The 22,931-nt window shown below is 48.9% G+C and carries 21 protein-coding genes and 7 tRNA genes; 4 read left to right on the top strand and 24 right to left on the bottom strand.

The window, feature by feature from the left end; translation table 11 throughout:
- Positions 1–2: 2 nt before the first annotated feature.
- The 7 genes from FB479_RS28425 to FB479_RS28395 form a co-directional block, all read right to left on the bottom strand.
- Positions 3–86 (bottom strand) — tRNA-Leu (locus FB479_RS28425).
- Positions 87–121: 35 nt separating this feature from the next.
- A tRNA-Lys gene (locus FB479_RS28420) sits at positions 122–197 on the bottom strand.
- Between the two features lie 40 nt (positions 198–237).
- Positions 238–314 (bottom strand) — tRNA-Asp (locus FB479_RS28415).
- A gap of 5 nt (positions 315–319) precedes the next feature.
- A tRNA-Met gene (locus FB479_RS28410) sits at positions 320–396 on the bottom strand.
- 78 nt (positions 397–474) lie between these two features.
- A tRNA-Val gene (locus FB479_RS28405) sits at positions 475–550 on the bottom strand.
- Between the two features lie 38 nt (positions 551–588).
- Positions 589–662: transfer RNA gene (locus FB479_RS28400), tRNA-Glu, on the bottom strand.
- 16 nt (positions 663–678) lie between these two features.
- A tRNA-Ser gene (locus tag FB479_RS28395) sits at positions 679–771 on the bottom strand.
- A 757-nt stretch (positions 772–1,528) separates the two neighbouring features.
- Between FB479_RS28395 and FB479_RS28390 the strand changes: the two genes are divergently transcribed.
- Positions 1,529–1,960, top strand: a complete 432-nt coding sequence (locus FB479_RS28390; RefSeq protein WP_106657060.1) for a GNAT family N-acetyltransferase — start codon at positions 1,529–1,531, stop codon at positions 1,958–1,960.
- Here FB479_RS28390 and FB479_RS28385 read toward each other — a convergent pair.
- From FB479_RS28385 to FB479_RS28355, 7 genes are all read right to left on the bottom strand, one after another.
- Complete coding sequence (locus tag FB479_RS28385) at positions 1,955–2,722, bottom strand: type III pantothenate kinase (protein ID WP_142067482.1); 768 nt, start codon at positions 2,720–2,722, stop codon at positions 1,955–1,957. The genes FB479_RS28390 and FB479_RS28385 overlap by 6 nt on opposite strands.
- Positions 2,723–2,734: 12 nt before the next feature.
- A complete protein-coding gene (gene nadC / locus FB479_RS28380) occupies positions 2,735–3,583 on the bottom strand; it encodes a carboxylating nicotinate-nucleotide diphosphorylase (RefSeq protein WP_106657059.1) in 849 nt (282 codons plus the stop codon).
- A complete protein-coding gene (gene nadB, locus FB479_RS28375) occupies positions 3,570–5,192 on the bottom strand; it encodes an L-aspartate oxidase (protein ID WP_142067481.1) in 1,623 nt (540 codons plus the stop codon). Before nadB ends, nadC begins: the two co-directional genes overlap by 14 nt.
- 115 nt (positions 5,193–5,307) lie before the next feature.
- Positions 5,308–5,733, bottom strand: a complete 426-nt coding sequence (locus FB479_RS28370) for a Fur family transcriptional regulator (protein WP_047074521.1) — start codon at positions 5,731–5,733, stop codon at positions 5,308–5,310.
- Between the two features lie 39 nt (positions 5,734–5,772).
- The gene (locus tag FB479_RS28365; RefSeq protein WP_007729939.1) at positions 5,773–6,612 is read right to left on the bottom strand and encodes a metal ABC transporter permease; all 840 of its coding nucleotides are present in this window, start codon (positions 6,610–6,612) and stop codon (positions 5,773–5,775) included.
- 35 nt (positions 6,613–6,647) lie between these two features.
- A complete protein-coding gene (locus FB479_RS28360; protein ID WP_142067480.1) occupies positions 6,648–7,418 on the bottom strand; it encodes a metal ABC transporter ATP-binding protein in 771 nt (256 codons plus the stop codon).
- Positions 7,419–7,550: 132 nt separating this feature from the next.
- Positions 7,551–8,531: a metal ABC transporter substrate-binding protein gene (locus FB479_RS28355; RefSeq protein WP_142067479.1), complete on the bottom strand. Its 981-nt coding sequence runs from the start codon at positions 8,529–8,531 to the stop codon at positions 7,551–7,553.
- Positions 8,532–8,723: 192 nt separating this feature from the next.
- Here FB479_RS28355 and FB479_RS28350 point away from each other — a divergent pair, with 192 nt between their 5' ends.
- The 3 genes from FB479_RS28350 (at position 8,724) to FB479_RS28340 (ending at position 10,951) form a co-directional block, all read left to right on the top strand.
- Positions 8,724–9,215 carry a PCYCGC domain-containing protein gene (locus FB479_RS28350; RefSeq protein WP_106657056.1) on the top strand — a complete coding sequence of 164 codons (492 nt, stop codon included), beginning with the start codon at positions 8,724–8,726 and terminating at the stop codon, positions 9,213–9,215.
- A 111-nt stretch (positions 9,216–9,326) separates the two neighbouring features.
- Positions 9,327–9,662 carry a PadR family transcriptional regulator gene (locus tag FB479_RS28345; RefSeq protein WP_106657055.1) on the top strand — a complete coding sequence of 112 codons (336 nt, stop codon included), beginning with the start codon at positions 9,327–9,329 and terminating at the stop codon, positions 9,660–9,662.
- Positions 9,659–10,951 (top strand): FtsW/RodA/SpoVE family cell cycle protein, encoded by a 1,293-nt coding sequence (locus FB479_RS28340; RefSeq protein WP_142067478.1) that lies wholly within the window; start codon positions 9,659–9,661, stop codon positions 10,949–10,951. Before FB479_RS28345 ends, FB479_RS28340 begins: the two co-directional genes overlap by 4 nt.
- A 61-nt stretch (positions 10,952–11,012) precedes the next feature.
- Here the strand turns inward: FB479_RS28340 and nadA are convergent, their stop codons facing one another.
- From nadA to spoIIE, 10 genes are all read right to left on the bottom strand, one after another.
- On the bottom strand, positions 11,013–11,957 hold the full coding sequence (gene nadA, locus FB479_RS28335; RefSeq protein ID WP_017246967.1) for a quinolinate synthase NadA: 945 nt from the start codon (positions 11,955–11,957) through the stop codon (positions 11,013–11,015).
- A gap of 136 nt (positions 11,958–12,093) precedes the next feature.
- Positions 12,094–12,963 carry an HAD family hydrolase gene (locus FB479_RS28330; RefSeq protein WP_142067477.1) on the bottom strand — a complete coding sequence of 290 codons (870 nt, stop codon included), beginning with the start codon at positions 12,961–12,963 and terminating at the stop codon, positions 12,094–12,096.
- A 359-nt stretch (positions 12,964–13,322) separates the two neighbouring features.
- On the bottom strand, positions 13,323–15,269 hold the full coding sequence (gene ftsH / locus FB479_RS28325) for an ATP-dependent zinc metalloprotease FtsH (protein WP_106657051.1): 1,947 nt from the start codon (positions 15,267–15,269) through the stop codon (positions 13,323–13,325).
- A 69-nt stretch (positions 15,270–15,338) separates the two neighbouring features.
- Positions 15,339–15,878, bottom strand: a complete 540-nt coding sequence (gene hpt, locus FB479_RS28320; RefSeq protein WP_047074507.1) for a hypoxanthine phosphoribosyltransferase — start codon at positions 15,876–15,878, stop codon at positions 15,339–15,341.
- Positions 15,875–17,302 (bottom strand): tRNA lysidine(34) synthetase TilS, encoded by a 1,428-nt coding sequence (gene tilS / locus FB479_RS28315; RefSeq protein ID WP_142067476.1) that lies wholly within the window; start codon positions 17,300–17,302, stop codon positions 15,875–15,877. The genes hpt and tilS overlap by 4 nt, the downstream gene beginning before the upstream one ends.
- Positions 17,274–17,726 (bottom strand): threonine/serine exporter family protein, encoded by a 453-nt coding sequence (locus FB479_RS28310; protein WP_142067475.1) that lies wholly within the window; start codon positions 17,724–17,726, stop codon positions 17,274–17,276. Before FB479_RS28310 ends, tilS begins: the two co-directional genes overlap by 29 nt.
- A gap of 5 nt (positions 17,727–17,731) precedes the next feature.
- Positions 17,732–18,481 carry a threonine/serine exporter family protein gene (locus FB479_RS28305; protein WP_106657048.1) on the bottom strand — a complete coding sequence of 250 codons (750 nt, stop codon included), beginning with the start codon at positions 18,479–18,481 and terminating at the stop codon, positions 17,732–17,734.
- Positions 18,482–18,496: 15 nt separating this feature from the next.
- Positions 18,497–19,432: a serine/threonine protein kinase gene (locus FB479_RS28300; protein ID WP_370511713.1), complete on the bottom strand. Its 936-nt coding sequence runs from the start codon at positions 19,430–19,432 to the stop codon at positions 18,497–18,499.
- The gene (locus FB479_RS28295) at positions 19,422–20,183 is read right to left on the bottom strand and encodes a vWA domain-containing protein (protein ID WP_142067473.1); all 762 of its coding nucleotides are present in this window, start codon (positions 20,181–20,183) and stop codon (positions 19,422–19,424) included. Before FB479_RS28295 ends, FB479_RS28300 begins: the two co-directional genes overlap by 11 nt.
- A gap of 120 nt (positions 20,184–20,303) precedes the next feature.
- Positions 20,304–22,778, bottom strand: coding sequence for a stage II sporulation protein E (gene spoIIE, locus FB479_RS28290; protein WP_106657045.1), 2,475 nt, complete (start codon positions 22,776–22,778; stop codon positions 20,304–20,306).
- Positions 22,779–22,931 lie beyond the last annotated feature (153 nt).

Raw genomic sequence — 22,931 nt, 5'->3', positions numbered from 1 at the left:
GGTGCGGTCGAGAGGACTTGAACCTCCACGGTGTTGCCACCACTAGAACCTGAATCTAGCGCGTCTGCCAATTCCGCCACGACCGCATTGTATGATGATCAATCTCTCGCTTTTAAAAAACTGGTGAGCCATGAAGGACTCGAACCTTCGACCCTCTGATTAAAAGTCAGATGCTCTACCAACTGAGCTAATGGCTCTCGCTATATTTATCGCAATTTCAAACCATCAAGGTTGAAATGGCGGAGCTGACGGGACTCGAACCCGCGACCTCCGGTGTGACAGACCGGCGTGAACTCCAACTTCACCACAGCTCCATATTTGGTTGCGGGAGCAGGATTTGAACCTGCGACCTTCGGGTTATGAGCCCGACGAGCTACCGAGCTGCTCCATCCCGCGATAGTCAGGACGACTGAGTGTCAGTGTTGCCACAGAACGTGGCCCTTTTAGCTGACCTTCCTTGTCCATTAATGTAAGTGGTGGAGGCTGACGGGATCGAACCGCCGACCCTCTGCTTGTAAGGCAGATGCTCTCCCAGCTGAGCTAAGCCTCCACAATCCCCCGCTATTTCATTGGGGGTGTTTTGCTAGGTGACCCGTAGGGGATTCGAACCCCTGAATGACAGCGTGAAAGGCTGCTGTGTTAAACCGCTTCACCAACGGGCCATTTCTAAGAAAGTGATGGCGGATGGAGTGGGATTTGAACCCACGAGACGGTTCGACACCGCCTACACGATTTCCAATCGTGCTCCTTCGGCCGCTCGGACATCCATCCGTATATTTGAAGTGGATCAAAGCGATCCGCTTGTTTGCCTTTCAGAATTCATATGTTAGCATGCATTCATCTGAAACGCAAGAACTTTTTTAAAGAAACTTAAAAAGTTCAATGTGACATAACTTTTCTGCTAGGCACAATAGCCATTGTAGCGCGTGGAGCATGTGCTGTCAACGAAAAGTAATGAAAATCTCAACTTTTTTCTCTGTCCCCATCCATGGATGTGAACTACGTATATATCATTACCTGTCAGTAGCAGTGTCCCTCTCCAAATACCACTCTTTTTGTCGAGCCAGCTCGCATCTGCACTAACAAGAGAACTCACTATATGGAATGCTGAAATGGTATAATTTAACGTAAGACAAGACTGGCGGTGGAAGACCACGGCACAGCTTCCTGTAAAGGGGGTGATGCTGATGGTCTCGCTCGGCACGCTTTACCTTTTCCTAAAAGTACTGGCAACCTTGCTAAGCCTATGGTTTAGCAGCAGGAAGCTCTACCGATGGATAAGAAAGTGGCGTAACAAGCGAAAACCCACCGCCTAAGGTTGACCGCCTGACGGTGGGTTCGCTGTTTTTGTAATCATGCGCGCCGTGGGTGTGCCACAGCTACTTGTCTCAGGAGCCTTGCCGCTGCAACGGTATTGGCTCCTTTATTTATATGTCGGATCATCAATATCTCTACCAGTAGTTTAACACCCTTTTTCCATTCCATACAACATTAGCAACGATTTACAAGTAGAAAGGATTTGAAATGAATGACCTCGATCCGTCTAGCTACTCCTCAAGACATTCCTGCTGTCTGTACGATTGATGCAATGGTTCTCGGTTCAACCAGTCGTTCACCTGAACTTCAAGAAGCCATCGAGCAAGGGCATTGCTACTTGGTGTTAATCGACATGAATATCGTCGGTTTTGCCATCATCAATCAATCGTTTTTTAAGAACAGCTTTATTCATCTGCTCATTGTTCACCCTCACTATCAGAACCGAGGGGTTGGCGAGGAGATGATGCGCTATCTGGAAACGATCTCCCCTACGGAGAAATTGTTCACTTCTACTAACCTTTCCAACGAAAGAATGCAACGTCTCTGTCTGAAGCTCGGATACGCTCACTGCGGAACCCTGACTCATCTAGATCCAGATGATCCTGAAATGTTTTTCTGCAAATATGTTCGACATCCACTATGATTGATTCCGCTCATAGATCAAACGAAGTCCTTTTAGCGTAAGATTCTGATCCACGACATGGATACAAGAGGTCTCATTCGCAAAAAGTGCTGCCAGCCCTCCCGTAGCAACTACGGTAGGTCGCGTACTGTATTCATCCATAATTCTGCGTACAATGCCTTCGACCTGACCGACAAACCCATAGAAAATGCCGGACTGCATCGCCGCTATTGTATTGCGGCCGACTACACTTGCGGGCTTGGCGATTTCAATTCGCGGCAACTTGGCAGCACGAGTGAAGAGCGCCTCTGTCGATATCCCAATACCAGGAGCAATCGCCCCGCCCCAATACTGCGCCCGCTCGTCCACATAGCAAAAGGTCGTCGCCGTACCAAAATCGACAACAATGAGTGGAGCACCATAATGATGAATCGCAGCAACCGCGTTCACGATTCGATCGGAACCTACCTCTCGCGGATACTCATACTTGATGTTCAGTCCCGTCTTGATACCGGGTCCGATAATCAGCGCTTTTTGTTGCATGTACTTCCCGCACATGCGTTCAATCGTGAGGTTTAGAGGCGGCACGACAGACGAGATAATGACGCCTCTCACCTGTTCAAAACCAAGTCCTACGCTACCAAACAAGCTTTTGACGAGCATGCCGTACTCGTCTTCCGTTTTGTTACGATCTGTGGACACTCTCCAATGGTGTTGGAGCTCGTCGCCTTCATACAAGCCCAGCACAATATTGGAATTGCCTATATCGATCACCAATAACATCGTGGTCGCTCCTTACCGCTTGCGTGTATTCAGATCGAGGCTGATATCAAACGCTTTGACAGAATGAGTCAGCGCCCCTACCGAAATAATATCTACGCCTGTTTTTGCAATGTCACCAATCGTCTCCAGACTCACACCGCCAGATGCCTCGACAATGGCCCGTCCATTGATAAACTGCACAGCTTCCACCATTTGATCGAGGGACATGTTGTCGAGCATGATCGTATCTGCACCTGCTGCCAATGCTTCCTGAACCTGTTCGAACGATTCGGCCTCTACCTCTACTGTCATCGTATGAGGAATAACCGCGCGTGCCGCTGCAACAGCCTGCGCGATACCGCCCGCTCCTTTGATGTGATTGTCCTTGATCATCACGGCATCATACAAGGCAAAACGGTGATTGTAGCCTCCCCCGACACGAACTGCGTACTTTTCCAAAGCCCTAAGGCCTGGCGTGGTCTTCCGCGTATCGACAACCCGTGCTTTCGTCCCTGCGACGGCCGTTGCGTATTCACTCGTTTTCGTGGCAATCCCAGACAGACGTTGCATTAAATTAAGCGCAAGCCGCTCTCCACTCAAAATCGAACGAACCGAGCCGCTGACTTCGGCGATCTGCTGACCAACCTCCACTCGTGCTCCTTCTTCTACTTTTGCCTCAAAAACGAGGGTAGAATCAACCGTGGAAAATACTTGCTCCGCAATTGGCAAGCCTGCCACAATCCCCGCTTCCTTCGCATATAAAATGCCGACACCCTGCTCCGATTCAGGAATCGTGCTCATGGTCGTCACATCACCAAATCCCACGTCTTCCTGTAGCCATTCCTCTATTTTTCTCTGAAGCTCCCGTTTATTCCACATCATGCTTCTCACACTCCTCTTGGACACCATCTTCTACAGACTGGATCAAATGCTTGCGCCACACCAAGTCATCTTTATTCGGAAAATCAGTACGGTAATGCCCACCTCTGCTTTCTTCCCGCAAAAGTGCCGCTCTCGTTGTCAGGACGGCAGCATTCAGCAGATTGAAGAATTCAAACGTTTCCAGGCTCTCAGGCTCGTACTGGTAGTATTGCTCCATTCTCGCAAGCTCTGCTAGTGCTTTCGTTAATCCTTTTTCGTCGCGCTTCACACTAACATGCCGCAGCATGAGCTTTTGCATTTTCAATCGTTGTTCACGTGTATGGAACGTTTGAGGCAGTTTTTGCTTGGAAACAACCTGGAAGGGATGAATGCTCGGCAAATCAGTAAGCTGCTTGATCCGCTCCGCGATCCGGTGACCGAATACAACCGCTTCCGATAACGAGTTGCTGGCCAATCGATTCGCTCCATGTACCCCCGTGCAGGATGCTTCCCCGCAGGCAAAAAGCCGCTTTGTCGAGGTCTCTCCGTGCAAGTCAGTCTGGACCCCGCCCATAATATAATGGCAAGCAGGAGCTACTGGAATCCAATCTGTCACCATATTGAGCCCATATTGTAAGCAAAAATTATAAATCGTCGGAAAACGACGCTTAATTAGCTCCTCTGATTCGTGGGTGATGTCGAGATACACGTACGTAGACTTCGTCTGTTCCATCTCAGAGACAATCGCCCGGGCGACAATATCACGCGGCGCCAGCTCTTTTTGCGGATGATACTTGTCCATGAAGCGATCACCATTGCTGTTACGCAAAATGGCACCCTCTCCACGAACCGCTTCCGAAATCAAAAAGCGCGGGGCTCCCGGATAATAAAGCGCAGTCGGATGAAACTGGATAAATTCCACATCTTTAATGCGAGCGCCCGCCCGATACGCGATGCCGATCCCATCTGCCGTAGCGATTTGCGGATTCGTCGTATAACGGTAAAGCTGACCTGCTCCTCCTGTTGCCAGCACCGTTGCTTTGGCTTCCAGGAAAAACAGTTCGCCATCCGGCTTCCGCACGAGGACACCCACGCATTCGCCATCCTGCGTGATGACATCCACTGCAAAATGATATTCCAAAACCTGAATGTTTGGCTGCTCCATCACACGCTTGGACAAAGCGCGGACGATCTCTGCCCCAGTGGCATCTCCATTCGCATGTAAGATTCGTCGTTTGCTATGCGCCCCCTCCTGTGTCAGCTCGTACTGTCCTTGTTCATCGCGGTCAAATTCCGTTCCATATGCAATCAGTTCATGCAAGCGATCAGGGCCTTCATGCACCAGGACTTCCACAGCGTTATACGAGCAAAGACCTGCTCCAGCGATTAATGTATCCTGTCGATGAAGGGCAGGAGAATCTGATTGGGCTGTTACAGCAGCGATTCCTCCCTGAGCCCAGCGTGTGTTACTGTCATCGAGTCCCTTCTTGCTGATCAACACCACATCCGTATACTCACTCGTTTGCAACGCCATATACAACCCAGCAATTCCTGCTCCAATAACAGCTACATCTGCCCTCATCCGAGGTAAGGTGTGCAAATCAAAGTCCACAATATAACGGGGAATCATGACTGTGTCCCTTCTCTCTTGTAACTGATGATTTTCCACCCATTATAGCAAATACACGCTTGAAGGAGATGCAAAAAAAGAGCGCCCGCAAAAGCGAGCACTCCCCTCTATCCGATTAATTCGAATGCGTTACACATTCCTTACACGTGCCATATACCTCGAATTTATGCCCCGTCACCTGAAACTCTTCCGGTACTGCGGAAATGATATTCATCGGACATCCTGGCAAAGAAGAAGTCTTTCCACATTCCGTACAAATCACATGGTGATGATGGTGTCCGTCTGTCGAACAGGCCAAACGGAATCTGCCTTCCCCATCCAGCTCGGTCTCTTCCAGAATCCCCAGCTCAACAAAAGTGGAAATGTTGCGATAGACGGTATCGAAGCTGAGTGTCGGATACTGCTCCTTGATTCTCTCCATAATATCTTTGGCAGACAGGTATCGCTTCTCGGCCGCGCAGATTCGAATCATCTCCTCCCGCTTGCCGGTATACTTGAAACCATGGTCTTTCAATATTTGCAGCGCTTCTTCTACTTTCATCGACAAACACTCCTTCCTTTTGTCATATCCGGATAACTCTTATCGGAAAGCGACCCGCAGCTTCTTTACACCCAATACAACCAGCATAACCAGTACTGCCATCAGTACAATTGTACCACCAGATGCCCAATCAAGGAGATAGGCAAAATACAAACCGCTCAACACGGAAAACTCCGCGAACAAAATCGACAAGAAAATCGTTTGACGAAAGCTTTTTGCGATTTGCAGACTGGCAGCCACCGGAAGCGTAATCAGCGCCGAAATCAACAATACACCGACAATACGCATGGAAGCCGCAATCGTCAGAGCGACAAGCACCATGAACCACAGGTTAATCGAACGCCTTGCCACGCCGGAGACGCGAGCGAATTCCTCGTCAAAGGAGACCGCAAAAAGCTCCTTGTAGATCAACAAAACTGTCCCTAAAACAACAACTGCCACACCAATCAGCGCATACAAGTCTTCGATGGACACTGTAACGATTTTTCCGAACAAGTACGAATACAAATCTGCGTTAAAACCGTCTGCGATACTGATCAATACCGTAAACAGCCCAAGTCCCGCGGACAAAATAATCGGAATCGCCAAATCCTGATACGCTTTGTACACCTTACGCAGCCGCTCGATGAACAACGAACCAATCACCGCAAACAACATCCCGAAAAACAGCGGATTGACTGCGGAGAAGAAGGCGACCTTTTTGGAAATGAGCATCCCGGCAGCTACACCGGACAGCGTAACGTGTGACAAGCCATCTGCCATCATCGACAAGCGACGAACAATGAGAAACGTACCTAAAATAGGGCAGATCAGACCAATTAAAATCCCTGAAAACAGGGTATACCGCAAAAAGTCATACTGCCACCAATCAGCAAGCATGTGTATATTCCTTCTTTCTTACCTATTTACAAAGCTTAATGATGATGAGACAGCAGTCTGACCGAATCACCGTACATACTTTGCAAGATTTTTTCTTGGTTATGCTCAAAATCGTGCGCCGTTCCGTGGAAGTGAATTTTCTTCTGCACACAAGCCACCTTGGTCACCCATTGCGACATGACTCCCACATCGTGGCTGACGATCATCATTGTCAATCCGTTCTCTTCCTTCAGCGAACGAAGCAAGCTGTAAAATTGATCGATCGATTCCTGATCGACACCAACTGTTGGCTCATCGAGGATCAACAGCTCCGGTTCAGCTACGAGAGCTCGCGCTATGAATACGCGCTGCAATTGCCCGCCGGACAAGTTGCCGATGCGTTGATCCAGCTTTTCCAGCAAGCCGACACGCTCCACCGCAGCCCGTACACTCTCATGATGCTGACCCGTCAGTCTGCGAAAAAGGCCTACTTTGCCGACCAATCCAGATGACACGACTTCACGCACCGTCGCCGGAAATCCACCCGCTCCATGCGCGACCTGTTGAGCGACGTATCCAATACGGTTCCATTCACGAAACTTGGATAGTGGTTGCCCGAACAGCTCCACTGTCCCTTTGTTTGGCGTCAACAGACCCAAAATCAGCTTCATCAGCGTAGATTTTCCTGATCCGTTCGGCCCGACGATGCCCACAAAGTCTCCTCGTTCCAGTGTGAATTCAACCTCATCGAGAACCTGTTTGTCTTCATATTGAAAGGAGACGCCTGTGAGCTTAATAACAGGCACCTCTTGTTTATATGGTTCCATGAAATATCCATCCCTTAAATCGGATTTGTTCTTATTTGATTCCCTTCATCGTACTACGATTTTGCCCGAATCACAAGCATCCTACTAACGAAAAAATGCCGCCTGGGAAGCGACATCTTTTCGGGGGAAAGCTTATTGGAGTGCAGTTTTTAATGTATTCATATTGTCACGCATGATGGACAAGTAATCACGGCCTGCTTTCACATCTTCTTCCGTCAAACCTTCCAACGGATTAAGCGTAGCCGTCTTCACGCCAGCTTCCTTCGCAATCACTTCCGCTACCTTCGGAGAAACTAGCGTCTCGAACAGCACATAAGAAATGTTGTGTTCTTTTACATGCTCCACCAAGCTCTTCAACTCAGCCGTGGATGGCTCATCAGAAGGATTGACCCCAGAGATCGCTATTTGCTCCAGCCCGTAGCGTTTTGCCATATAGCCGAATGCGCTATGAGAAACCATGAATTCTTTCTTCGGCGCTTGCGTAACCATAGCTTTGAACTCTTTATCCAGCTGCTCCAGGTCTGTTGCTAGTTGTGTGTAGTTCTTTTCGTAATCGGCAGCGTGAGCTTGATCCTTTTGCACGAGCGTATTTTTGACCTTCTCTGCCTGTTCCTTCAGTTGCATAGGATCAAGCCATACATGAGGGTCCAGATCCCCGTGGTCATGCCCTGCTTCTTCTGCGTGACCTTCTTCTGTGTGCTCTTCTCCTTCATGCTCATGCTCAGCTGCACGAATCAGTTCGAGACCTTCCGTCGCATTAACGATCGTTGTCTTGTTTTTGTCGAGGTTGGTTACAGCCTTCTCTACCCACAGCTCCAAACCACTGCCGTTATAGGCGAAGATATCTGCTCCGGACAGAGCGACCATGTCTTTTGCGGTTGGCTCGTAGTCGTGAGGCTCTACACCAGCGGGAACCAGATTCGTTACCTCCACGTGTTCACCGCCGATTCGCTTCGCTACATATTCCAATGGATAAATCGTCGTGTATACTTTTGGTTTCCCGGATGCGTCACTGCCAGTTTGCGGAGTCCCAGCCGTTTCGTTTGCTGCTCCACATCCCACCAGCCCCACTGCCGTAATGAAACTGAGGGCTGCCACCATAGCTCTTTTCATCTATATTTCCTCCTGCTCCAATTCAAAATGATTCCGATTTACGTTCTCGTCGTTTTTCATTATACGAAGAGGCGCCCAAAAAGTAAATAGGATTTATTCCGATTTAAATGTCATAAGTGCCCATCTTCTCTCCTAGCTTCACAATTTCTCCATCTGATTATGATAAAATAACTGGCAGGAGGTATGTCCAAGATGAAACGTAAATCATGGTTAGCCATTACTTTTATCACCGCAGCTCTGCTTACTGGCTGTGGCTCTACTGATCAAGCTGAACAGAATCATAGCGATCACACGCAGCACGCCCCCAATGGTGATTTGCAGGAATTGACTGCTTCCGCTGATCAGCTACCGAAATTTTTAGACAACCAAGACCCTGTCATTATCGAATCCTACAAAGTTGCTGCGGCAAACCGTGAGCTGCTTAAATCCATTCCATGCTATTGTGGTTGTGGTGAAAGTGCTGGACACGGGCATAATGGCAACTGCTTCATCAAAGAAGAAAAGTCTGATGGCTCCATCGTCTGGGATGACCACGGCACTCGCTGCGGCGTATGCATGGAAATAGCCGTTATTTCCGGCAAACTAAAAGAAGAAGGCAAATCTACAAAAGAAATTCGTAACTACATCGACCAAACTTATGGGCAAGGCTATGGAAAACCAACTCCTACCCCGATGCCTTCCTAAACACATATAACAAGACTTCCCGATGAGGAAGTCTTGTTTTTTTCTCTTTTATGGAATAGAATGATACATAGATATTCGAGGTATCGAAATCCGAGGTATAAGGAGGTAGCTATGGCAATCAACAAAGAGTTGATGAAAGGCAGTACGGTCATTCTCATTCTTACCTTGCTGGAACAAAAGGCGATGTACGGCTATGAGATGATCAAAACGATGGAAACTAGCTCGAACGGTGTGCTGTCTCTCAAGGAAGGCACCCTCTACCCCATTCTTCATACCCTTGAGTCTGAAGGAAAAGTCGAGGCGTTTTGGAGTGAGGGGGAAGGAGAGCGAAAACGCAAATATTATCAAATCACCCGCGAAGGCAAGAAGCATCTGAAAGAGAAGAAACAGGAGTGGGAATCTTTTCGTACCGCTGTTGACTCCGTATTGGGAGGGCAGGCTACATGAGCGAAAATAAGCGAATTGCGCATTACATAAAAGATGTTTGCGATCAGATTAAGAACAAAGAGGTTCATGCAGCGATTAGGCTGGAATTGGAGAATCATTTCGCTGAAAAGATCGAGGATTATCGTGAGGCTGGGTATAGGGAAGAAGAAGCGACTCGGATTGCGATCGCCGAAATGGGTGATCCTGTGGCTGTCGGTCAACAGCTTCATCAGGCGCACAAGCCGCGGATGGAGTGGGGGATTGTTTCTATTGTTGGAATCCTGCTAGCTATCGGATTGGTTACCCTGTATTCACTTCATATTGCGGAAGATAATCGTAATTTAATCGGGAGACAACTGGTCGGAATCATAATCGGAACAGTCGTTTTCGTGGCGATTCTCTTTTGGGATTACAGTAAATTAAAGAGATACAGTAAGATTGTGTATTTCGTCACTGTGATCTTACTCCTATATACACTGCTCGCAGGGAAACCTTTAAACGGTATCCAGTATCTGGACATCGGAGATTCCCTACTTCATTTCATTGCAATCAGTCCCTTCCTGTTCATCGTAGCCCTCGCAGGAATTTTCACTGAGTGGAAGGAGCGCAATTGCTACACCATCGTAAAAGTGATTTTGTACTTCCTACCCCCTTGCCTGCTTCTCACGCTAAGCGAATACGAATTTGCCGTTTTCTTATATGTCGGTGGCTACATCGCGCTCGTGATTGCCGCTAAGCCTAAAAAGCTTGTTATACTGAGCTTCCTCGCTATGGTGTTCGCGTGTGTCGGAGGGATGGTTTACCTGTTTGCTAAACCTTATCAGCTAGACCGTCTGTTTTACTTCCTGAATCCGTACCTTGAACCGGATGGAAGAGGATATATCATCATTCAATCCTTGAAAACTATCCAGTCAGCTAGCCTATGGGGACAAGGCTTCGGTGCCTCTCTAGATGCATTGCCCGCCCTTGAATCTGACTATATTTTTGCCTACATGGTGTATATCTTTGGACCAATTATAGGGATAGCCTTTTTCATTCTGGGCGTTATGTTGTTGCTGCGCTTGCTCTATGCCATCAGAAGAGTAAAAGATGTATATGGATCCTTTCTGTTATCCGGTATGATTGTACTCTTTTTTACGCCGTTTTTCTGGAGTATTTTCATGACTGTCGGTCTGGTTCCCCCTATCTCTGTGAATCTACCATTCGTTGGCTTTGGAATCGTGCATACTGTATTGCAAATGGCCTTGATGGGACTCGTCCTGAACATTTACCGACGAAAAGACATCCAGCCCTTGACCAAAGCCTCCTAATAGAAAAAGGGAGTAAAGCCCCTGCGCTCTACTCCCTTTTTGCATTTGATTAGACTGCCCCTTATGCAGGCGCTACCGCAAGCATGCGCTCCAGGGAAGCCCGCGCCGCATCAGCAACATCTTTCGGCACAAAAATCTCCGGTTTCATATTCTCCAGCGCCTCTACGCATTTCTTCAGGTTGTTCACCTTCATATTCGGGCAAACGAGGTACTTGGAAGCGAAAATGAACGTTTTGTCCGGGCTGTCCTTTTCCAGCATGTAGCGTGTGCCGTCTTCCGTTCCGATAATAAATTCCTTGTGCGAAGACTCACGGCAGTATTTCAAAATTCCGGTCGTGGAACCAACGTAGTCAGCCAGGGACACCACTTCTGGGCGGCACTCCGGATGAACGACAACCACAGCTTCCGGGTGCTGCTGCTTCAACGTCATGATGTCTTCTACAGACAGTTGGTCATGCGTGTTGCAGTACCCTTCCCAAATAATCATCTTCTTGTCCGTGAATTGGGATACATAGTGGCCGAGGTTTTTGTCCGGCACCCAAATGATCTCATCGCTGTCGATCGACTCGATCACGCGCTTCGCGTTGGATGAGGTACAGCAGATGTAAGTTTCTGCTTTGACATCCGCAGAAGTATTGATGTAAGCCACTACTTTTGCATTTGGATGCTGTGCTTTGAGCTTGCGGAGCCCGTCTACGTTCACCATGTCCGCCATCGGACAGCCAGCCCGTTCGTCGGGAATAATGACGGTCTTTTGGGGATTGAGAATTTTTGCACTTTCTCCCATAAAATGAACCCCACAGAACAAAATCACATCAGCATCCGTTTCTTTCGCTTTTTGCGCCAACCCAAAGGAATCTCCAATGAAGTCAGCGACCTCCTGAATCTCGGGACGTTGGTAAAAGTGAGCAAGAATGATGGCATTACGCTCTTTCTTCAACTGCAGCAGTCGTTCACGTAACTCAGCGTTGCGCTGGGCTTTTTTTTCTAACGCTAAAGCGTCCATGGAAAAAATCCCCCTACGGTGGTGTCATAATTTACGGTCATTGTAAGCGTATAACCTCACCTTGTCAACGTGGTACATTTTGAACGAAAAAGCAGAAACCGGCCTGTACAGACGCAGCTTCTGCTTTTTCATTCTCTTACTCGCGTTTCTCTCCAAGAACGCGCTCCCGAATAAATCGGGCAACGCCTTCCTCATTATGGTGTGGGGCGATATATTTGGCCACCTGCTTGATCTCGTCAGAAGCGTTTTCCATTGCAACGGAATATCCTGCGCCCGTTAACGCCTCACGATCGTTTTCTGCATCGCCAAATGCCATTACTTTTTCTGGGGAGATTCCCCACTTCTCACAGAAGTATTGAAGCCCTTCCCATTTGGAAACTCCTTGAGGAATTACTTCGACATTCTGCTTTCCGGATGAAGTGATGGTCACTTGCTCGCTCCAAGGCTTTAGCTTCTCTTTCACCCACTCCAAACGCTCCGGGTCATGATGCCAGATGAAAAACTTGACGATTTCCACTTCCCCGGACTCCACCTTTTCCAGCATCTCTGCCAATGGCTCTACGCGAGCAAGCCGGTAGTAAGGAAAATTCAAGATCGAGAACCCTTCCACAGACGCGTCCTCACTGATGGTCGCTTCCAAACGTTCACGGTCTTCTTTGATCATCCAGCGATTGCTGTTGGTATCATGTAGCTCATAATAAATCGTTTCTTGCCCCAGTGCATGGATCGCACCAATTACCATCTCGGTAGGAAGGAGCCATCGACGGACCAGCGTGCCGTCACCTTCGAATACAGCGCCCCCATTGCTACAGACATAGCCGTCAAAAGGAAAGGAATCGATCGGAATTTGAGCGGAGCCATACATCCTGCCCGTAGACAAAACGAGTTTGCAGCCTTGTTGTTGCAATTGGCGAAGTGCTTCTTTCGTTCCTTCTGTCAGCTTTGAATCGTGAGTCAGTAAGGTTCCATCCATGTCAAATGCAGCCATGCCTGGTGTTAGCAACATATCCTATCCCTCTCATTCGCATTGGATTTGAGTCACCATAGTGGAGGAGAAGAAAAAGCACAGGTCTCTTCGACTCTGACACGCCAGCAGGGGGATTCACTGCCCGTCTCCACTTAAAAAAGGGGACCGTCGAGCCAAAGCCACCCTACGGGCGGAAGGATCTCAAGGAAGAAGTGTTCGACAAGCGTGGTCCCCTTTTTTAAGTTCCGACTGGGGTGGCGCTGTCAAGGTCTACGAGCCCCGCGCTTTTTCTTCTCACCAGCTTTATTGGTCCATCGACACTTTTAAAACTTAGGAGCTTAAACACCCACAATATTTATACTTTCCGATATTGCAAAAAAGGGCACCTGAGGCGCCCCTTATTGTTTCGGTTCTTCGTTTGTATCTTCTTGCTTTGGTTCTTCTTTTACTTCTTCCAGCTTCGGTTGAATGTTCACGACCACATCTTTATTTGCATCTGGATCGTTATCCATTTTACCTGTTTCGATCAATTGCTTGATCTGCTCAGCGTCGAGAGTCTCTACACGGAGCAGCGTGTTCGCAATCAGATCGAGCTGATCACGGTGCGTCGTCAGCAATTCTGTACATTTTGCGTAGCACTCGTTGATAATATTTTGCATTTCGAGATCGATCTCGTAGGCAATCTTATCGGAGTAGTTACGCTCATTGCCATAGTCACGGCCCAGGAATACCTGTCCTTGACTCTTACCGAACTGCATCGGTCCGAGCTTGCTCATTCCGTATTCGGTAATCATGCTGCGAGCGATAGCAGTCGCGCGCTGGAAGTCATTATGCGCCCCGGTACTAATATCCCCGAGCACCAATTCTTCCGCAACACGTCCACCCAACAGACCGACGATTTTGTCGAGCAGGTCTTGTTTGGTAGCAAAGAAACGGTCTTCCTTCGGCAGCATCACGGTGTATCCGCCAGCTTGGCCGCGCGGAATGATTGTTACCTTATGTACCATTTCTGCATTTCTCAAGTGGTATCCGATGATCGTATGACCGGCTTCGTGGAAGGCAACCAGACGGCGTTCGTCTTCGCTCACTACGCGAGACTTCTTCGCTGGACCTGCAATCACGCGGTCAATCGCTTCGTCTACTTCCGTCATCGTGATTTGCTTTTTGTTTCTGCGGGCAGTCAAGAGAGCCGCTTCATTCAGCAAGTTCTCCAAGTCTGCACCCGTGAAGCCCGATGTACCACGAGCAATCACGTCCAGCTTCACGTCTTCGCCAATCGGCTTGTTGCGGGCATGAACCTTGAGCACCGCTTCACGGCCTTTGATATCAGGACGATCAACGGTAATTTGACGGTCAAAACGTCCCGGACGCAAGAGAGCTGGGTCGAGAATGTCAGGTCGGTTGGTCGCAGCGATCATGATGATCCCTTCGTTTCCACCAAAACCGTCCATCTCTACGAGCAACTGGTTGAGAGTTTGCTCGCGTTCGTCGTGGCCGCCGCCGAGTCCAGCTCCGCGTTGACGACCCACGGCGTCAATCTCGTCAATAAAGATAATGCAAGGAGCATTTTTCTTCGCATTTTCAAACAGGTCACGTACGCGGGATGCACCCACCCCAACGAACATTTCCACGAAGTCAGAACCGGAGATACTGAAGAACGGCACACCAGCTTCGCCTGCAACAGCGCGAGCGAGCAAGGTTTTACCTGTACCCGGAGGACCTACGAGCAGTACCCCTTTTGGAATACGAGCGCCAACCGCATTGAACTTGCGGTTGTCTTTTAGGAAATCAACGACTTCCTCCAGCTCAGCCTTTTCTTCGTCCGCTCCTGCTACGTCGTCAAAGGTAACGCGTTTCTTTTCTTCGTTGTAAAGCTTCGCGCGGCTTTTACCGAAGTTCATTACTCGGCTTCCGCCACCTTGGGCATTGTTGAGAAGAAAGAAAAACAGGATGAAGATGATGACAAAAGGAATGATAGAGGTCAAGAACGTGAGCCAAATGCTGTTACCCTCGGCAGGATTGACAACTACATTTTTCATCTTTTGTGCATCGATTTTCTCTTCGACTAGCTTAACAACATCTGAGTCATACAAAGGAACATTGGTAAAAAATTTGTTGCTTTCCTGTCCCGGAATAGCTTTTGCCAACGTACCCTCGACCCTATAAGTACCATTCTCTGGTCGAAGCGCCAACTCAGTGACGTTGTCAGCTTTTAGCTGTACCCGGAATTCCTGATATGTAAGTTTCCCAACCTTATCAGTACCGGAGAGGATGAAATTCACGATCCCGACCGTGACAAGAAAAATCAGTAGGTAGAACCCGGTATTACGAAAAAAGCGATTCATTCCTTACCTCCTCTCACGAACAGACACTTTTCACATTTTATCATAGAAAGTACGGTCTCCACAACAAACCTACTTCGTGTAGACCTCAGGCTTCAATACACCGATATACGGCAGATTACGGTAGTGCTCGGCATAGTCCAAGCCGTATCCCACAACGAATTCGTCTGGAACATCGTAACCCTTGTAATCCGGTGAAATATCAACCTTGCGACGCTCTGGTTTGTTCAAGAGAGTCACCACTTTTACAGAAGCAGCTTCCCGATGACGCAACAGCTCTACCAAGCGGCTCAGCGTCAGTCCACTGTCCATGATGTCTTCTACAACCAGTACGTGTCTGTTTTGCACAGATGTATCGAGATCCTTCAAGATTTTCACCATGCCAGAGGACTCTGTTCCACTTCCGTAGCTGGAAACTGCCATAAAGTCCATTTCGCACGGAATGTTCATGTGACGGATCAGATCAGCCATGAAAATGACTGCACCTTTCAGCACGCAGATGACCAATGGATTTTTATCCTTGTATTCTGCAGCCAGCGTCTCACCCAATTCTCGAACTTTACCCGCGATATCCTCTTCTGATAGCAAAATCTTCTCGATGTCTTGATTCATGAAAAAACCTCCCGCCAATCTTCTCCAAACTCTACCCGCACGTGTAGAAAACGCCTGGTCTGTCCATGGACAGGCGCTACGGCGGAACGGCGCACACCTGGTACCAAAATCACCTCATCGCCCGCCGTCAAAAGCGGAAGTTTGTCACGCCATGCTCGCGGAAATTTGGCATCAATCAATAAATCCTTTAGCTTCTTTCCATCTGCTGAGCCAAACAGGGTGATGCGGTCTCCAGGTTTTCGGTTACGCAAATACAGCGATCCTGGCAACTGATCGGCATCAAAGACCGCTTCATTCGCCGGGAGTCGCTCCCAATCCATGGGACCTTCCAGGTAAGTAATATGTACCGTGGCCTTGCTCTCGTCGATCCAGGTTACACCGGGAACGGCGAGCTCGTAACTATACGTATGTATGCGATCCTGTCGCTTTCTACCACGGAAAGTGATTCGCTCGTACACCCGGTCGACTACCAGGTCATTCGGCAAATGCAATTCCGCTGAAGGGCGACTTCCCCCTAGCATGTGCAAAACGGTCTCCACATGTTGCGAAGACCATTCGGTATGTTTTGAGAGATAACTTAATATTAGAGTAATCATTCTCCTTTGTAAAGCAACGTCACAAGTTTGAAACTTGTCATTGTCCATCAAAAATGCTTCTGGTTTTTTCTCAATCGTTACCTCTTTCAACTGATCAATCGCCAGCCTCATTAAAAGCGCTTCGTCCTGCCGGATTGCCTCTGCAGTAGCCAAGATATGCTCCCGATATTTGTCATTCACTTTTTCCAATAAGGGCATGACATCCAGACGCAGCAGATTGCGCGTATACTTGCGCGATCGGTTGCTGCTATCCTCACGAGGGGCGAGTTGATGTTCCCGACAGTAGCCTTCCAGTTCTTGACGCGTTTTATGCAAGAGCGGACGCACGAGCTCAATCGGGCAATCCGCAAGCATTCTTCGCTTCGGCATCCCAGTCAGTCCTTGCAACCTGCTGCCTCGAACAAAACGAAAGAGGATCGTTTCCACCTGATCGTCAGCATGATGGGCCAATGCCAGCTTGGTCGCCCCTTGCGCCAGACCTACCTCTCGATACAGCCGATAGCGAATGTCGCGACTTGCTTCTTGCCCGCCCAGTCCCGTTTTTTCCATATAAGCAGGAACGTCGTACTCAAACAGATGGAAAGCTACGCCGAGTTCACGGCACAGCTCTTCTGCATAGAGCGCGTCCTGCCTTGCTTCTTCCCCACGAAAGCCGTGGTTCAGATGGACCGCATGCAGCTTCCAATTATACTGGTATTGTTTATTGAGAGAAGCCAATATATGCAACAGTGCGGTAGAATCGTTGCCGCCGGAAATTCCGACAACAATGGTCTCACCTGGAAGCAAAAGCCCCTCGGACTCAATCTCGTTGCGCACGCTTGCCAGCATAGCGAGCTCCTTTCCAAATCGTCAGAACCGAAATTCCAAATATAAGTCCAGAAGCAATCGCGCCGGCCACCATCAATGTCTTGGTCGCCTGGGTAATCCCTCCGACATAATCATTATTCACGAAGGCAAGCATGGCTTTGTAAGCCAACGATCCCGGTACCAGTGGAATAATGCCCGCGACGCTAAAATTCGTAGAAGGAACTCGCAGTATAATAGATAAGAGCTGACTGAGCAAAGAGACAGCAGCAGCCGAAACAAACGTCGACAACAAGACCTCAGCACCGTAGATAGGAAGCATGGAGTAAACGAGAAAACCGACCACTCCGGCAAAACCACCCGCTACGATTGTTCGAACCGGCACATTGAACAGCACACACCAGGCTACTGAAGAGGCGAAGCTAAGCGCCAATCCTTGTAACAACATCGTACTCACCTCGTAAACGAAAGAATAATGGCTGTGGCTACCGCTACGGAGACAGCTGTCAGCATGGCTTCTACTCCGCGTGAAACACCTGCAACCAAATCACCAGCCATCAAATCCCGAAGCGAGTTGGTGATGGCGATCCCCGGAAACAACGGAAGCATCGCACCAATAATAATGATGCTTAAATGCAACTGTGGAAAGATCGTCACGCTCAACAACGCGAAAAGCCCACCTAATAAAGCGGCGGAGAACTCCGTAAAAAACTTCATCCGGACAAACTGTTCTAAATATTCCTGACTCAGATTCACAATCAACCCGGCCATCGCAGAAGGAACCAGACTGCCCCAATCTCCCCCTGCAAGCATAGAAAAGGAGCCGCTGGCCGTAGCGGCTGCTAGATGCTGCAACCATTTCGGATAGATCTGCCTTTTCTGATCGATCTCACGCAGTGTCCGATAGGCTTGCTCCAAATTAATTTTCCCACCGACAAACTGTCGGGAAACATCATTCACGAGCGTAATTTTATTGAGGTTGGTCGTACGTTTGGGGGTACGAACCATTCTTGTATGATCCAATCCACTGCAACGGAAGGACAGGATGATGCTCGTAGGCGTAGCCGAGCTGTTGACGTCATCCATCCCCGCAGCCTTCGCAATCAATGCCATTGTCTCTTCCGTCCGGTATGTCTCTCCACCGTTTTTCAAAATAATCGAGCCTGCCAACAAGCAAGTATCCATCACCAAATCTGAGGACACGAACCGTCACATCCTTCACATAAACCATGCGTAATACAAAGTGCCAGCCAATAGGAGTAACGAGGCGACAAAAAGACCGCTAATGCCCGCCCCTGCGTTCCCTTTCGTCCGCGTTTTCTTTTGCGACTTTTGCGGTTTGGCAACCATGCTATCTCGCAAGACTGCCAACAGCTCCGCTCGCATTTCTTTCGCGGTCGAAAACTTACCGTGAAACGCCTTCAATAAAGGCTCCCGGTAAGGGTACAGGCTGTCACTTTTTCGTATTATATCACAGAGCAATATCGTGTGACGTGGGTCACCAAGGCTGTTTTTCCACGTTTCCGGTCCAACCGTCAGACGCACCATCATCACGGCTGTCGAGAACAGGTCATAACTTACTTCAGCCCGTCTATCACCTGCGTGCCAAAAAGCTCGATCGTACTCTTCTGTAAACTGCCGAACGGCATTGCCCAGCTTGGTCACTCCACCGAAATCAATCAAGCGTACTTGCTTGTCCGTTTGGGTAACCATCACATTCTGCGGTTTCAAATCACCAAAAATATAGCCATGCTGGTGCAAAACATCGAGACGCGCCAGCAGTTGAACCATCATCACGGCCACCCAGTCTGTACCCGCTTGCTGGATATACTCATCCAATTGCAGGCCTTGAAGATACTCCATAGCATAAAACGTACAGGCCTTCCCGTTTACAACGAGATCGTCCACGTCGCACAGGAGCGGTCCCACTTTGGAATCCCGCCCCTGCTGTGTGCTTTTCAACACATTCACTTCCATTAAAATGTCTATGCCTTCCACACCGACCTTAACCGCGCGCTGTACGCCACCTTGGGATACCAAATACACGGTCCCGTTTGCACCACGCCCCAACTCCCGTAAGACGTGGTACGATTTTTTGTTCCATTTTCCTGTAAAATACTTGGGCAGGTCGGGGGTGGCTGCCTTAAAAGACATGGTCACGCAGCATTCCGTTCGAGTCGTCCTCTTCATCTTGGTCGGTGTAACGCTCTTGCAGCGAGCGTGGGAGCTTATCCTGCTCAAACAGGGCAATTGCCTCTACGATGGCAGGGCCAGTAGGAGTAATTCCGCTCATCGCCAAATCACTCGTAATTTGATGGGCCTGCTCGACTTTTTCTGTCCACGGAATACGGATATCAAGATGCTTTTGTTTCCCCGGAAATGAACCGACCGCCATTCGGCTTTGTCCGCTCCGCGAATGTAGACTAATACTGAAATCGTGTATCGCTTGCTGAACAGCTGACAGCTTTGGCTTCATACTTCCTGAAGTATCCACCAGCATCACGACGTTCAAGCTGCTTTTTTCACCCAACTCGTCAACCATTCCGGCAACCTGCACTCTTTTATCAGGTGCCAGCTCCTCTATTCCGGAATCGCCCAAAATCTCTTTTAATTCTTTATTGACCACTTGATGAATGGTGCGCGTCATTGCTTTTCGCGTCAGCATTTGTACCGTTTGTGCAAGCTGTTGGGGGTACACGATGTCGCAGAGTCCACCGCCCGCTTCCGCAATATCCCTGATTTCCTTCTCCCCTTTTTCACCCAGCTCACTTTTGTCGATTACGCCAATCACATTAACCGTAATTCCTTGCTCCCGTGCCAATGCCGCTGCAGCAACGGGACTCATCCCCGAGTTGGAGCAGCCGTCTGTCACTACCAGTATTTGACGAAGTGTCGCTTCTTTCACAATAATCTCCCCATTCGATCTGTTTTGTCAGTCCCAGCTCCGTGTAGCGACCATTCATCCACTTCACTTCGCAGGGTATTTTTAGCAACAGTATCGACGGGTAATAGAGAAAACATACTCCTAACTCACAATCCGTGGACGCTCGAGCTTCTCCATCCCATGTACCGCGATGGCAGCCCACTGTGGTACAAAGCGGTCAATTCGCGCCACCAACACGGTCATGTCATCGACAATTTGTCCGGAATGCTGGCGAATGACTTTTTCCAACAGTAAATCAGCGACCTCCTGTGGATCATTCGTCTCCAGTTCGCTGATGATTCGCTTCATCCACGCTTGCCTGTTCTCAATATGGCGCGGCGCCTCATAGATGCCGTCGGACATCATGACGAGCAAATCACCTGGCTTGAGCATACGGGACACGACATCCACCTCGATTTCTTCCAAAATCCCCACTGGCAGGTTATTGGCGGTGATCGTGATGACATCTTTATTTCTTTTGACAAAGCTCGGGGTGGAGCCGATTTTTACAAAACGGGTATGAGCTGTTTGCAGATCAATCAGAGCCAAGTCCACCGTCGCGAACATTTCCTCCTTGGAGCGCAGGGCGAGAACGGAGTTAACGGTTTTGATCGAAATTTTTTCGTCCATACCAGAACGCAGAAGCTGCTGGAGCATATCGAGGGCGGATTGACTCTCTATGGATGCCCGCTCGCCATTTCCCATTCCATCGCTGATCGCCAGCGCCATTTTTCCATTACCCAAATCCATCGTGCGGAAGCTGTCTCCAGATAGCAGCTTGCCGTCTTTGGCTGCACCTGCAACCCCAATATCGATCTCATATGTTTTGGCGGAAGCAAGGCACATCGTGCATGAACCGTCTTTTTGCGCTTCACAATGCCGCTCGCGAACCACAATGTTTTCTCCCAAAATCTCCGTGAGCATGGGAGCCACGATCTTCGCGCATTCATCGCGGCCATAGCAAGTAGGCTGACTGATTTCGATATCGACCTTCCCTTCTTCCAAGCTGTGTATTTCTACGCGGCGTACCGACAGACCCAAGCCCTCCAATGCTTGTGAGACCTGCTTTTCCTGAAAGCTCAGCTCCATGCCCTCCCGTTGTATTTCCCGGGCAAAATCACTCATGACACGAGAGACTCCCGATAGCTGGTCAGCTACAAGCATTCGGCTTTCCTTTACCTGCTTTTTCAGTTGGTCAAACGACTGCTGGCGATCGTATTCCTGCTCCATCACAGTCATAACCTTTTCGGTTTTGACACACTTGCGTTCCCAATCACGCGGCGGAGTAACGCCGGCCAAGGTACCGTGCTCGTACACTTTTTCCATTAAAAAGCGCATTCCCTCATAGGTCGATTGCGTATCTTTTTCCCAGCATTGTTCTTTTTTCCAGCATTTCTGGCAGGTGAATTCAGATACACGACTAAGAAAGGCATCGGCCTGTTCTTCTATTTCTTCTGGATCGGCTGTCTGGGCAAAGCTATGGGATAGTTGTGTAAACAAATCGGAGAATTGCTGGATTTTTCCCGCTGTCACATCGCGGACTCTACGCATGTATTCTTGATGGGATTGTAGATTCTCGGGAGTCCCGGGGATAAATCGGGCTACTTTTTTCCAAAGAGCGGCAGGGGTCAGAATGAAGAGCACAATCGCCAGAGAGGTTTCAATCAAGGAGTAGTAGAGTGTCTCTTCTGCTCCACCGTAAATCGCAAGAATAGCCGTACCGATCAACAAGCCTGCGGATACGCCCACTTTGCCGCCTTCCTTTAGCAAGCCTGCCAGAAGACCGGAAAAAGCGAGCAGATTGATTTGTAAAAGAGCACTCACATTAGCCAGACTGAGGATGAGACCCGTAACCACACCAACAGCCGCACCGATCGTGCCACCACCGACAAAAGCAAAGACGAGCAGCAAGTAGCGTGAAAGTACATGCTCCATCGAAATGCCTTCGACCATCCAATCCACAGTACCCGTCATCAAGGAAGCCAGTAAAATGACTAGCGAAACGATCTCTTCATTTTTGAGAGGCTCATAAGGCTTCGCCAAATGAATGATCGATAAGGACTGAATGAAGATGAGCGTCAGTACAAAGCCAAGAATCGCTTCTACTGCTACCATCACGAGCTCGTAGGTCGTTACCTGATTGGTCAGAACTGCATACAACAGACGGCTGATGAAAATTGTCCCGACGACCAGCAAAGGCGTCCGTGAAAAATCTTTCTTACGCATTTTATTCATCAGTTTGCAGGCAAACAAGGCAAGTATCACACTCAAAGCGGTTTCCAGTCCAACTGGCACCGACTGGGTAAAAGCACCGATAATAAGAGCCATCCCCGTGACAAGCAAACAATCTCGACGAATATAAAACATGACAATGAAATACGGTATAGCAAAGGGAGTTAGCTCCTCCACAATCAGAGCTCGTCCCAATAAGAAGCCCATAAGGATGGGGAGAACATTCCACTTCTCTATGAAATCTGCTACTTTTTCTCCCCACGTCTGGGTAGTGGTACCCATTCGATCGGACACTTGCCGCGTCCAAGCCTGTCCGGCTTGTGTTACGTTTTTGTTCGCAATCATTTCGCTCCACCCCGTTCTTGGTCAATGTGTTTCTCCATTATACGGAGGGGGCATTGTAAAATTTGTCAAAAATCCAATGAATATTCACAGAATCGTGCGACAAATTCAGTGGCGCAAATGGACAAAAAAAACCGACGTTATGGCGGATAACGT

This window comes from Brevibacillus sp. AG162 (assembly GCF_006715575.1).
In the GTDB taxonomy this organism is placed as follows: Bacteria; Bacillota; Bacilli; order Brevibacillales; family Brevibacillaceae; genus Brevibacillus; species Brevibacillus brevis.
The sequence above is the reverse complement of the archived record's forward strand: the minus strand, read 5'-3'. Positions and strand labels throughout refer to the sequence as shown.

What these genes read in the sequence shown, in the direction of transcription:
- spoIIE (WP_106657045.1), bottom strand. Translation starts at nt 22,778, where the DNA reads ATGATTGCGAACAAAAACGTAACACAAGCCGGACAGGCTTGGACGCGG.
- FB479_RS28340 (WP_142067478.1), top strand. Translation starts at nt 9,659, where the DNA reads ATGAGCGAAAATAAGCGAATTGCGCATTACATAAAAGATGTTTGCGAT.
- FB479_RS28330 (WP_142067477.1), bottom strand. Translation starts at nt 12,963, where the DNA reads ATGTTGCTAACACCAGGCATGGCTGCATTTGACATGGATGGAACCTTA.
- FB479_RS28360 (WP_142067480.1), bottom strand. Translation starts at nt 7,418, where the DNA reads ATGGAACCATATAAACAAGAGGTGCCTGTTATTAAGCTCACAGGCGTC.
- FB479_RS28345 (WP_106657055.1), top strand. Translation starts at nt 9,327, where the DNA reads ATGGCAATCAACAAAGAGTTGATGAAAGGCAGTACGGTCATTCTCATT.
- nadB (WP_142067481.1), bottom strand. Translation starts at nt 5,192, where the DNA reads ATGATTCCCCGTTATATTGTGGACTTTGATTTGCACACCTTACCTCGG.
- FB479_RS28390 (WP_106657060.1), top strand. Translation starts at nt 1,529, where the DNA reads ATGACCTCGATCCGTCTAGCTACTCCTCAAGACATTCCTGCTGTCTGT.
- FB479_RS28365 (WP_007729939.1), bottom strand. Translation starts at nt 6,612, where the DNA reads ATGCTTGCTGATTGGTGGCAGTATGACTTTTTGCGGTATACCCTGTTT.
- FB479_RS28350 (WP_106657056.1), top strand. Translation starts at nt 8,724, where the DNA reads ATGAAACGTAAATCATGGTTAGCCATTACTTTTATCACCGCAGCTCTG.
- FB479_RS28385 (WP_142067482.1), bottom strand. Translation starts at nt 2,722, where the DNA reads ATGTTATTGGTGATCGATATAGGCAATTCCAATATTGTGCTGGGCTTG.
- hpt (WP_047074507.1), bottom strand. Translation starts at nt 15,878, where the DNA reads ATGAATCAAGACATCGAGAAGATTTTGCTATCAGAAGAGGATATCGCG.
- tilS (WP_142067476.1), bottom strand. Translation starts at nt 17,302, where the DNA reads ATGCTGGCAAGCGTGCGCAACGAGATTGAGTCCGAGGGGCTTTTGCTT.
- FB479_RS28310 (WP_142067475.1), bottom strand. Translation starts at nt 17,726, where the DNA reads ATGTTGTTACAAGGATTGGCGCTTAGCTTCGCCTCTTCAGTAGCCTGG.
- FB479_RS28370 (WP_047074521.1), bottom strand. Translation starts at nt 5,733, where the DNA reads ATGAAAGTAGAAGAAGCGCTGCAAATATTGAAAGACCATGGTTTCAAG.
- FB479_RS28355 (WP_142067479.1), bottom strand. Translation starts at nt 8,531, where the DNA reads ATGAAAAGAGCTATGGTGGCAGCCCTCAGTTTCATTACGGCAGTGGGG.
- nadC (WP_106657059.1), bottom strand. Translation starts at nt 3,583, where the DNA reads ATGATGTGGAATAAACGGGAGCTTCAGAGAAAAATAGAGGAATGGCTA.
- nadA (WP_017246967.1), bottom strand. Translation starts at nt 11,957, where the DNA reads ATGGACGCTTTAGCGTTAGAAAAAAAAGCCCAGCGCAACGCTGAGTTA.
- ftsH (WP_106657051.1), bottom strand. Translation starts at nt 15,269, where the DNA reads ATGAATCGCTTTTTTCGTAATACCGGGTTCTACCTACTGATTTTTCTT.
- FB479_RS28300 (WP_370511713.1), bottom strand. Translation starts at nt 19,432, where the DNA reads ATGTCTTTTAAGGCAGCCACCCCCGACCTGCCCAAGTATTTTACAGGA.